Genomic DNA, 10,592 nt, shown 5'->3' with positions numbered 1-10,592 from the left:
GTCGAATCGGGCCAGCCGCCGGCCGGCGACGTGCGCCGACGACGTGGGCGGCAGCAGCAGCCGCGCCTCCCGCTGGCCGAAGGCCTGCTCGCCGCGCGTGAACTGGTCGTCCGGGAGAAGGCACGTGACCGGGCCCGGCGTTCGTTGGTGGTGGTGCTCACCGACGGCCGGGCCACCGCCGGAACGGACCCGCTGGGCCGCAGCCGGGCGGCGGCGGCCCGGTTGGTGGCCGAGGGCACCGCCGCGGTGGTCGTGGACTGCGAAACGTCTTACGTGCGGCTGGGTTTGGCCGAACAGCTGGCCCGCCACCTCGGCGCCCCGGCCGTGCGCCTCGAGCAGCTGCACGCGGACTCGCTGACGCGCGTCGTGCGAAACGCGGCCTGAGGAGGGTAACCGCTGATGCCACAAGGCCGCCCACTTCAGGTCCCCGAGGACGGACTGAGCACCAGGGCCCGGCGCAACACCCCGGTGCTGGCGGTGCACACCGGCCCGGGCAAGGGGAAGTCGACCGCCGCATTCGGAATGGCATTGCGGGCCTGGAATGCCGGGCTCTCCGTCGCGGTGTTCCAGTTCGTCAAAAGCGCCAAATGGAAGGTGGGCGAGGAGACCGCCTTCACCCAACTCGGCCAGGTGCACCAGCAGCACCGCATCGGTGGGCCCGTGGAATGGCACAAGATGGGCGCGGGCTGGTCGTGGTCGCGCAAGGCCGGCAGCGAAGACGATCACGCCGCGGCCGCCGCCGACGGCTGGGCGGAGATCGCGCGCCGGCTGACCGAGCAGCGCCACGACTTCTATGTGCTCGACGAATTCACCTACCCGCTGAAATGGGGATGGGTGGACGTCGACGAGGTGGTGGACGTGCTGCTGGCGCGGCCGGGCCACCAGCACGTGGTCATCACCGGCCGCGATGCCCCGCAGCGGTTGATCGAGGCCGCCGATCTGGTCACCGAGATGACCAAGGTCAAGCACCCGATGGACGCGGGCCGCAAGGGGCAGAAGGGCATCGAGTGGTGAGTGTCCCCGCGGTCGTCGTCGCCGCGCCGGCGTCGGGCAGCGGAAAGACCACCGTCGCAACGGGTTTGATCGGTGCGCTGCGGCGCGCGGGCCATGCCGTGGCACCGTTCAAGGTGGGCCCGGACTTCATCGACCCCGGTTATCACGGCTTGGCCGCCGGGCGTCCCGGCCGCAACCTGGACCCGGTGCTGGTCGGCGAGAACCTCGTCGGCCCGCTGTACGCGCACGGCTCGGGCGGTGCGAGCATTTCGGTGATCGAGGGGGTGATGGGGCTCTTCGACGGGCGAATCGGGCGCGCCGCGGCCGGCCCCGCGGAAGGCTCCACCGCCCACGTGGCCGGCCTGCTGGGTGCGCCCGTGGTCCTGGTGGTCGACGCGCGCGGCCAGAGTCACAGCATCGCCGCACTGCTGCATGGCTTTTCGACGTTCGACGCCGCGACCCGGGTCCGCGGCGTGATCCTCAATCGGGTCGGTTCGGCCCGGCACGAACACGTTTTGCGGCAGGCCTGCGAGCAGGCGGGTGTCGCGGTGCTGGGTTCCATTCCCCGCACCGCCGAATTAGAGCTTCCAACAAGGTATTTGGGTCTGGTCACCGCGGTGGAGTACGGGCGGCGCGCGCGGCTCGCGGTCGAGGCGATGACCGACCTGGTCGCCCATCACGTCGACCTGGCGGCCGTGGTGGCCGTCGCCGCGAGCCGGACCGGCACGGCGTGGGACCCGGCGACGGCGGTGGGGGATACGCCCGGCGGGCGGGCCACCGTCGCGATGGCAACGGGTAAGGCGTTCAGCTTCGGCTATGCCGAACATGCCGAGTTGCTGCGGGCCGCCGGCGCCGACGTGGTCGAATTCGACCCGCTGGCCGAGGAGTTGCCCGATGGCACGGATGCGGTGCTGCTGCCCGGCGGCTTTCCGGAACAGTTCACCGCCGAGCTCTCGGCCAACGACGCCGTGCGCCGGCAGATCAACGAGCTGGCCGCCGCCGGCGCGCCGATTCACGCCGAATGCGCCGGCCTCATCTATCTGGCCACCGATCTCGACGGCTACCCGATGTGCGGCGTGCTGGCCGGGTCGGCGCGGTTCACGCCGAATCTGACGTTGGCCTATCGCGACGCCGTCGCCGTGGCCGATTCGCCGCTCTATTCCACCGGGCAGCGGGCGGTGGGCCATGAATTCCACCGGACCGCAATCACGTTCAGCGATGACTACCAGCCCGCCTGGGCCTACCGGGGCAACGACGCGGATACCTCGCGCGAAGGTGTCGTGCACGCCGGAGTGCACGCCTCGTACCTGCACACCCATCCGGCCGCGGCACCACAAGCTGTCGCGCGGTTCGTGGCGCACGCCGCCGCCCGCCGCGCTCGCGGTCGCCACTAGGCCGATGGTGGCGACCCGCAGCGCCCGGCGTTTCCGCCGCGCTCGCGGTCGCCACTAGGCTTGCCCGGTGACCGAGAACGCCTACCTCGCCGGACTACGGCTGGCCGGCAAGAAGGTCGTCGTGGTCGGCGGCGGCTCGGTTGCCCAGCGCCGGCTGCCCTTGCTCATCGCCAGCGGTGCGGACGTCCACGTGATCTCCCGCAGCGCCACCAGGTCGGTCGAGGCGATGACCGGAATCACGTTGTCGCTGCGCGAATACCGCGACGGCGACCTCGAGGGGGCCTGGTACGCGATCGCCGCCACCAACGACGCGCAAGTGAACGCGGCCGTCGTCGCGGAGGCCGAGCGCCGCCACCTCTTCTGCGTCCGCGCCGATATCGCCGTGGAAGGGACAGCGGTGACCCCGGCGTCCTTCAGCTACGAAGGGTTATCGGTCGGGGTGCTCGCCGGCGGCGAGCACCGCCGGTCCGCGGCCATTCGCTCGGCCATCCGGGAGGCGCTGCAGACGGGGGTAATCGCGCCCGACAGCGTGGCCAGCCCCGACGTCGTGCGCGGCGGGGTGGCACTCGTCGGCGGCGGCCCCGGCGACCCCGAACTGATCACCGTGCGCGGGCGCCGGCTGCTGGCCCACGCCGACGTGGTGGTCGCCGACCGGCTGGCGCCCCCGGAACTGCTGGCGGAGCTACCGCCGCACGTGGAGGTCATCGACGCCGCCAAGATCCCGTACGGGCGGGCGATGGCGCAGGACGCGATCAACGACGTCATGATCGAACGCGCCCGGTCCGGGAAGTTCGTCGTCCGCCTCAAGGGTGGGGACCCGTTCGTCTTCGCCCGCGGCTTTGAGGAAGTGCAGGCGTGCGTCGACGCCGGGATCCCGGTCACCGTCGTGCCGGGTGTGACGAGCGCCATAGGAGTGCCGGCCCTGGCCGGCGTTCCGGTCACGCACCGGGCCATAAATCACGAATTCGTAGTGGTCAGCGGACATCTGGCGCCGGGCCACCCCGAATCGTTAGTGAATTGGAATGCGCTGGCCGCGCTCTCCGGCACCATCGTTTTGCTGATGGCCGTCGAACGCATCGAGCTTTTCGCCGACGCGCTCATAGCGGGCGGCCGACCTGCGGAAACGCCGGTGCTGGTGGTGCAACACGGAACGACGGCGGCTCAGCAGACTTTGCGGGCCACTCTCGCCGACACGCCGGAAAAGATCCGCGCCGAGGGCATCCGACCTCCCGCGATCATCGTGATCGGGCCGGTGGCGGCTTTCGGGCTTTAAACGGATCTTAAGATTACTGTAAGGTAACCCTTTATGACGGCCCTCAACGACAGTGAGCGCGCGGTGCGCAACTTCACCTCCGCACGCCCCGATCGTCCGGCCGCGGCGCGCTCCACGCGCCCGGCAGAGACCGCCTCCACCCGCCTCAGCAAGTACTACCCGGCATGGTTGCCGTCCCGCCGCTTCATCGCGGCCGTGATCGCCATCGGCGGTATGCAGTTGCTGGCGACCATGGACAGCACCGTCGCCATCGTCGCGCTGCCCCGGATCCAGAACGAGCTCAGCCTGTCCGACGCGGGCCGCAGCTGGGTGATCACCGCCTACGTGCTGACCTTCGGCGGACTGATGCTGCTGGGCGGCCGGCTCGGCGACACCATCGGGCGCAAGCGCACCTTCATCGTCGGCGTCGCGCTGTTCACCATCTCCTCGGTGCTGTGCGCGGTCGCATGGGACGAGGTGACCATGGTCATCGCGCGGCTGTCGCAGGGGGTCGGGTCCGCCATCGCCTCGCCGACCGGCTTGGCGCTGGTCGCCACCACCTTCCCAAAGGGGCCCGCGCGTAACTTCGCGACGGCGGTGTTCGCCGCGATGACGGCGGTCGGCTCGGTGATGGGCCTGGTGGTCGGCGGAGCGCTGACCGAGGTGTCCTGGCGGCTGGCGTTCCTGGTGAACGTGCCGATCGGCCTGGTGATGATCTACCTCGCGCGCACCGCGCTGCGCGAGACCAACCGGGAGCGGATGAAGCTCGACGCCACCGGCGCCATGCTGGCGACGCTGGCGTGCACCGCGGCCGTCTTCGCCTTCTCGATGGGGCCGGAAAAGGGCTGGGTCTCGATCACCACCGTCGGCTCGGGTGTGGTCGCGATGGCCGCCGCCCTCGCCTTCATCATCGTCGAGCGCACCGCCGAAAACCCGGTTGTCCCATTCGATCTGTTCCGCGACCGCAACCGGCTGGTCACCTTCGCCGCGATCTTCCTGGCCGGCGGCCTCATGTTCAGCCTGACGGTGTGCATCGGCCTGTACGTGCAGGACATCCTCGGTTACAGCGCGCTGCGCGCCGGCGTCGGCTTCATCCCGTTCGTCATCGCGATGGGGATCGGGCTGGGCGTGTCCTCGCAACTGGTGTCGCGGTTCTCGCCCCGCGTGTTGACGATCGGCGGCGGAATCCTGCTGTTCTGGGCGATGCTCTACGGCTGGGGGTTCATGCACCGCGGTGTGCCCTATTTCCCCAACCTGGTGCTCCCCATCATCGTGGGCGGGATCGGCATCGGCATCTGCGTCGTCCCGCTGACGCTGGCGGCCATCGCCGGTGTCGGCTTCGACCAGATCGGCCCGGTGTCGGCGATCGCATTGATGTTGCAGAGCCTCGGCGGTCCGCTGGTGCTGGCCGTCATCCAGGCCGTGATCACCTCCCGCACGCTGTACATGGGCGGCACCACCGGCCCGGTGAAGATCATGAACGACCTCCAACTGCACGCGCTCGACCAGGGCTACACCTACGGCCTGCTGTGGGTGGCCGGGGTGGCCGTCATCGTCGGCGCCGCGGCGCTGTTGATCGGCTACACCCCCGCGCAGGTGGCCCACGCGCAAGAGGTCAAGGAAGCGATCGACGCCGGCGAGCTGTGACGCCGTGGTCGCCGATTGGCGGCCAGATCCAATAGCTTTGCGCCGGATTCGATAGCGCCGGCGATATCAAATTCGCGGAGCCTGCACGGGTCCTCGGCTGCTAGGCGCCCACCCCTGACAAGTTAGGCTGGCCCGCTGTGATCACCCGGATGTCCGAGCTGTTCTTGCGCACGTTGCGTGACGATCCCGCTGATGCCGAAGTGCCCAGCCACAAACTTCTGATCCGCGCCGGCTACATCCGGCCGATCGCGCCCGGGCTGTACAGCTGGTTGCCGCTCGGGCTGCGGGTGCTGCGCAAGATCGAACGCATCGTCCGCGACGAGATGAACGCGATCGGCGGTCAGGAGATCCTGTTTCCCGCCCTGCTGCCGCGCGCGCCGTACGAGACCACGAACCGGTGGACCGAATACGGCGACGGGGTGTTCCGGCTTCAGGACCGCCGCGGCAACGACTACCTGTTGGGCCCGACGCACGAAGAGCTGTTCACGCTGACGGTCAAGGGCGAATACAACTCCTACAAAGACTTTCCCGTGCTGCTCTATCAGATCCAGAACAAGTACCGCGACGAGGCGCGGCCGCGCGCGGGGATCCTGCGCGTGCGCGAGTTCCTGATGAAGGACTCCTACTCCTTCGACATCGACGACGCCGGACTCAAGGCCGCCTATCACGCGCACCGGGAGGCCTACCAGCGCATCTTCAACCGGCTCCAGGTGCGCTACGTGATCGTGTCCGCGGTATCGGGGGCGATGGGCGGCAGCGCCTCCGAGGAGTTCCTGGCCGAAAGTCCGGTCGGCGAAGACACCTTCGTGCGCTGCCTGGAATCGGGGTATGCGGCCAACGTCGAGGCCGTCGTCACCGCCCGCCCCGAGGCCAAACCGATCGATGGGTTGCCCGAGGCGGTGGTCCACGACACCGGTGACACCCCGACCATCGCCACCCTGGTGGACTGGGCCAACACGGCCGGCCTCGGCCGCACGGTCACCGCGGCGGACACGCTGAAGAACGTCCTGCTCAAGGTGCGCCAGCCCGGCGGGGAGTGGGAGCTGCTGGCCATCGGGCTGCCGGGCGACCGCGAGGTCGACGACAAGAGGCTGGGCGCCGCGCTGGAACCGGCCGAGTACGCGTTGCTCGACGATTCCGACTTCGCCAAATACCCATTTCTGGTGAAGGGCTACATCGGGCCGAAGGCGCTGCGGGACAACGGTGTTCGCTATCTCGTCGACCCGCGGGTGGTGGACGGCACCAGCTGGATCACCGGGGCGGACGAGCCCGGCCGGCACGTCGTCGGCCTGGTGGCCGGCCGCGATTTCACCGCCGACGGCACCATCGAGGCCGCCGAGGTGCGCGACGGCGATCCGTCTCCCGACGGCGCCGGCCCGCTGGTGTCGGCCCGGGGCATCGAGGTCGCGCACATCTTCCAGCTCGGCCGCAAGTACACCGACGCCTTCACCGCCGACGTCCTCGGTGAGGATGGCAAGCCGGTGCGGCTGACCATGGGGTCCTACGGCCTCGGGGTGTCGCGGATGGTGGCGGTGATCGCCGAGCAGCACCATGACGAGTTGGGCCTGCGCTGGCCGTCTTCGGTCGCGCCGTTCGACGTCCATCTGGTGATCGCCAACAAGGACGCGGACGCCCGCACCGGGGCCACCGCGCTGGCCGCCGACCTGGACCGGTTGGGCATCGAGGTGCTGCTCGACGACCGTCAAGCATCACCGGGGGTCAAGTTCAAGGACGCGGAATTGCTGGGCGTGCCGTGGATCCTGGTGGTGGGGCGCGGCTGGGGCAACGGTGTGGTGGAGCTGCGCGACCGCTTCGGCGGAGAAACGCGCGAGCTGGCCACCGGGCCGTCGCTGGCCACCGACGTCGCGGCCGCCCTTACCGGGTAACTGAAAACCCTTGCGCCGCTAGTCGTTTCCGCCGGGGAAGCTCGTCGTGATGGGCCAGGCGCCCAGCACCCGGTTCCATCGGGCGGCCATCACCGCGCTTTGCGTCAGCGCCGTGGCGGCGAACGCGCGGTCGTCGGCCGTCTCGGCGTGCTCGATCACCACGCGCCAGGCCGACGCGCCGTCGTTTTCCATCCGCGCCGCCAGGCGCGCGGCATCCGCCGCGCTGCCCACCAGGATCGGCAACTGGTAACCGGGGGCGGCGACCGGCGCGTTGACCTTGCGGGCGTTGAGCATCGCGATCACGTCGTCGCGGCGCTGGCGGTGCTGACTCAGGGCCTCCACCACCATGTCGTTCACGCTGGGCGGCGACAGCGCCGAGACCATGCCGTAGCCGTAGATGGTCGAGTGTTCGATGGCCAGCGCGTCGCACAGCGCGGCGTTGTCCGCGTCCTTGCCGGAGCTCATATCGACGGGCCCCCCGGCACCAGGGCGACCGTGTACGACGCGGTGCAGGACGCGATGATCGAGGCGAGCAACCCCGCCCGGTAGCCGGATTCTCCCGCCACCATCCGGCTGGCGCTGTCCGCCGAGGCGCGCAAGGCGTTGATCACGTCCGACACCGGTGGGGGAGGCGGCGGCGGTCCCGCCGGTTCGGCGGCGCTCGGGCTGGGGCCCGCGGTCTCGCTGGTGGACGAGGCGGTGATCTTGCCGGCGGCCCGCGAGATCTCCGTGGACAGGGCGCGGGCGTGCGCGGCGCGTTGGCTCGCGACCACCGTCAGCGCGGCGGCGATCTGTGGCGGGTTGCCGACGGCCGCAGCCGCGGCACCGGCCAGCGCGCTGTCCTTGCGGGCCTGGTCCAGCGGCCCCAACAGCTCTTCGACGGGTGGGGGCTTGGGCGGGGACTCGCCGCAGGCGGAGGTCACCACCCCGAGCGCAGCCAGAGCCGCGCCGCCGGCGAGCACACCCCGCCGGTTGACGACCGGAAATGCGCTAGACACAAACACATCCTGCCATCGGTGCGGGGGTGGGTAGGAAGCCAGGACGCGATCCGGCCGTCAGACGCGATTCCTGGCGTATCGTTGATAGCTGCTCTCGCGGAACGGCAGCCTTCGCGTTCCGCCAGGACACCGGAGCCGCCCGCAGGGCTAAATAGGGCCAAGGGGCGGCGACGCCCTCCAGCTGACCGGACAACTCAAGATGAGGAGCTCGCCGTGACCACCGGGCTACCTTCGCAGACGCAGGTGATCGAGCTACTCGGTGATGAGTTCGCGCGCGCCGGATACGAGATCGAAGACGTGGTCATCGACGCCCGGACGCGCCCGCCGCGGATCATGGTGGTCGCCGACGGTGACAAAGCCCTCGACCTGGACACCATCGCGACGCTGTCGCGCTCGGCGTCGGCGTTGCTGGACGGCATCGACGATGTCGCCGACCGCTATGTGCTCGAGGTGAGTTCGCCGGGCGTGGACCGCCCGCTGACCAGTGCAAAGCATTTCCGTCGCGCCCGCGGCCGCAAGGTCGACGTCGTCCTCGCGGACGGTTCGCGACTGACCGGTCGCGTCGGCGAGACGCGCGGCGACACCGTCGCGCTGGTGGTCCGCGCGGGACGCGACTACCAGGTGCGCGAGCTCCCGCTCGCCGACATCGCCAAAGCCGTTGTCCAGGTGGAGTTTTCGCCCCCAGCCCAAGCGGAGTTGGACCTGGCGAGCCGGACCGACAGGACGGAGGAGCGGCACTGATGAACATCGACATGGCCGCGCTGCACGCCATCGAGGTGGATCGCGGTATCTCGGTCAACGAGCTGCTCGAGACGATCAAGTCGGCGCTGCTCACCGCCTACCGGCACACCGAGGGCCATCAGAACGACGCGCGCATCGAGATCGACCGCAAGACCGGCGTCGTCAAGGTCGTCGCCCGCGAGACCGACGACGACGGCAACGTCATCAGCGAATGGGACGACACCCCCGAAGGTTTCGGCCGCATCGCCGCCACCACCGCCCGTCAGGTCATGCTGCAGCGGTTTCGGGACGCGGAGAACGAGCGCACCTACGGTGAGTTCTCCACCCGTGAGGGCGAGATCGTCGCGGGCGTCATCCAGCGCGACAACCGCGCCAACGCCCGCGGCCTGGTCGTCGTCCGGATGGGCACCGAGACCAAGGCATCCGAAGGCGTGATCCCGGCGGCCGAACAGGTGCCGGGCGAAAGCTACGAGCACGGCAACCGGGTGCGCTGCTACGTCATCGGCGTGACCCGCGGTTCCCGCGAGCCGCTGATCACGCTGTCGCGAACGCATCCCAACCTGGTCCGCAAGCTGTTCTCCCTGGAAGTCCCCGAGATCGCCGACGGGTCGGTGGAAATCGTGGCGGTGGCCCGGGAGGCCGGCCACCGCTCCAAGATCGCGGTGAAGTCCAACGTTCCCGGGCTGAACGCGAAAGGGGCCTGCATCGGGCCGATGGGCCAACGGGTGCGCAACGTGATGAGCGAGCTCTCCGGGGAGAAGATCGACATCATCGACTACGACGAGGACCCGTCCCGCTTCGTGGCCAACGCGCTGTCGCCGGCCAAGGTGGTCTCCGTGTCGATCATCGACCCGAACGCCCGGGCCGCCCGCGTGGTGGTGCCCGACTTCCAGCTGTCCCTGGCCATCGGCAAGGAGGGCCAGAACGCGCGGCTGGCCGCGCGCCTCACCGGGTGGCGGATCGACATCCGCGGCGATACGCCGGGGGGATCGGAGTCGCATTCGGAGAGCCACCCCGAACACGGGGCCACCCACGGGATGGCGCACGACCGCTAGGGGATCCTCGCCCGCATCCTCGGGCGGTTCTGACCATCGGATAAGTGACGCTAGACTGAGCCGTGATCCAGCGTGAGCCTTCGGCCCGGGCGCACAAACATTTGGACGGACCAGTCCGGACGTGCGTCGGGTGCCGAAAGCGAGAGCTGGCCGTCGAACTGCTTCGCGTGGTGGCTCAGTCGAACGGGAACGGCGAATACGCCGTGATCGTTGACACCAGGGCCAACCGGCCGGGGCGGGGTGCATGGCTGCATCCCGTACCGCCGTGCGTGCAACAGGCGATTCGGCGGCGGGCTTTCACCAGAGCGCTGCGCATCGACCGTCCACCGGACACATCCGCGCTGGTCGAGTACGTGGAAGCGCTCGACCAGCACGGCAACAGAACAGGTAGCAAAGAACATGAGCACACCGTGAAGTCCCGATGACCATGCGTCATAGCTAAACCCGAGGCGCGGCCCCACGACTGTCGCCTCTTAGACAGGAGATGTAGTGGCAGGTAAGGCCCGCGTACACGAGTTGGCCAAGGAACTCGGTGTTACCAGCAAGGAAGTTCTCGCCCGGCTGAATGAACAGGGCGAATTCGTAAAATCCGCATCGTCCACGGTGGAGGCGCCGGTCGCTCGCCG

The 10,592-nt window shown here is 69.5% G+C and carries 11 protein-coding genes and 1 pseudogene; 10 read left to right on the top strand and 2 right to left on the bottom strand.

The window, feature by feature from the left end:
* The 6 genes and pseudogenes from A5711_RS02720 to A5711_RS02695 form a co-directional block, all read left to right on the top strand.
* A pseudogene (locus A5711_RS02720) lies at positions 1-384 on the top strand (hypothetical protein); the annotation flags it as partial.
* 15 nt (positions 385-399) lie between these two features.
* Positions 400-1,014 carry a cob(I)yrinic acid a,c-diamide adenosyltransferase gene (cobO, locus tag A5711_RS02715; RefSeq protein ID WP_067943834.1) on the top strand — a complete coding sequence of 205 codons (615 nt, stop codon included), beginning with the start codon at positions 400-402 and terminating at the stop codon, positions 1,012-1,014.
* Positions 1,011-2,387: a cobyrinate a,c-diamide synthase gene (locus tag A5711_RS02710; RefSeq protein ID WP_067943832.1), complete on the top strand. Its 1,377-nt coding sequence runs from the start codon at positions 1,011-1,013 to the stop codon at positions 2,385-2,387. Before cobO ends, A5711_RS02710 begins: the two co-directional genes overlap by 4 nt.
* Before the next feature lie 67 nt (positions 2,388-2,454).
* Positions 2,455-3,660 (top strand): uroporphyrinogen-III C-methyltransferase, encoded by a 1,206-nt coding sequence (gene cobA / locus A5711_RS02705; RefSeq protein ID WP_067943830.1) that lies wholly within the window; start codon positions 2,455-2,457, stop codon positions 3,658-3,660.
* A gap of 33 nt (positions 3,661-3,693) precedes the next feature.
* On the top strand, positions 3,694-5,286 hold the full coding sequence (locus A5711_RS02700; RefSeq protein ID WP_067943828.1) for an MFS transporter: 1,593 nt from the start codon (positions 3,694-3,696) through the stop codon (positions 5,284-5,286).
* A gap of 137 nt (positions 5,287-5,423) precedes the next feature.
* Positions 5,424-7,172, top strand: a complete 1,749-nt coding sequence (locus A5711_RS02695) for a proline--tRNA ligase (RefSeq protein WP_067943827.1) — start codon at positions 5,424-5,426, stop codon at positions 7,170-7,172.
* A gap of 18 nt (positions 7,173-7,190) precedes the next feature.
* On the opposite strand, the gene A5711_RS02690 is transcribed toward A5711_RS02695, so the two are convergent.
* Positions 7,191-7,637: a ferritin-like domain-containing protein gene (locus A5711_RS02690; RefSeq protein ID WP_067943825.1), complete on the bottom strand. Its 447-nt coding sequence runs from the start codon at positions 7,635-7,637 to the stop codon at positions 7,191-7,193.
* The gene (locus A5711_RS02685) at positions 7,634-8,170 is read right to left on the bottom strand and encodes a hypothetical protein (protein WP_067943837.1); all 537 of its coding nucleotides are present in this window, start codon (positions 8,168-8,170) and stop codon (positions 7,634-7,636) included. Before A5711_RS02685 ends, A5711_RS02690 begins: the two co-directional genes overlap by 4 nt.
* Positions 8,171-8,383: 213 nt before the next feature.
* Here A5711_RS02685 and rimP point away from each other — a divergent pair, with 213 nt between their 5' ends.
* The 4 genes from rimP to A5711_RS25925 all read left to right on the top strand — a co-directional run.
* Positions 8,384-8,911 (top strand): ribosome maturation factor RimP, encoded by a 528-nt coding sequence (gene rimP / locus A5711_RS02680; RefSeq protein WP_067943823.1) that lies wholly within the window; start codon positions 8,384-8,386, stop codon positions 8,909-8,911.
* A complete protein-coding gene (gene nusA, locus A5711_RS02675; RefSeq protein WP_067943821.1) occupies positions 8,911-9,966 on the top strand; it encodes a transcription termination factor NusA in 1,056 nt (351 codons plus the stop codon). Before rimP ends, nusA begins: the two co-directional genes overlap by 1 nt.
* A gap of 170 nt (positions 9,967-10,136) precedes the next feature.
* Positions 10,137-10,391, top strand: coding sequence for a YlxR family protein (locus tag A5711_RS02670; protein WP_369829917.1), 255 nt, complete (start codon positions 10,137-10,139; stop codon positions 10,389-10,391).
* Positions 10,392-10,455: 64 nt separating this feature from the next.
* On the top strand, positions 10,456-10,592 hold a 137-nt coding region (locus A5711_RS25925), incomplete at its 3' end, for a translation initiation factor IF-2 N-terminal domain-containing protein (RefSeq protein ID WP_156744742.1).

The sequence above is a fragment of the Mycobacterium sp. E2238 genome, assembly GCF_001672665.1.
Lineage (GTDB): Bacteria > Actinomycetota > Actinomycetes > Mycobacteriales > Mycobacteriaceae > Mycobacterium.
This window is presented reverse-complemented; position numbering and strand designations above follow the sequence as displayed.

What these genes read in the sequence shown, in the direction of transcription:
- cobO (WP_067943834.1), top strand. Translation starts at nt 400, where the DNA reads ATGCCACAAGGCCGCCCACTTCAGGTCCCCGAGGACGGACTGAGCACC.
- A5711_RS02700 (WP_067943828.1), top strand. Translation starts at nt 3,694, where the DNA reads ATGACGGCCCTCAACGACAGTGAGCGCGCGGTGCGCAACTTCACCTCC.
- A5711_RS02690 (WP_067943825.1), bottom strand. Translation starts at nt 7,637, where the DNA reads ATGAGCTCCGGCAAGGACGCGGACAACGCCGCGCTGTGCGACGCGCTG.
- nusA (WP_067943821.1), top strand. Translation starts at nt 8,911, where the DNA reads ATGAACATCGACATGGCCGCGCTGCACGCCATCGAGGTGGATCGCGGT.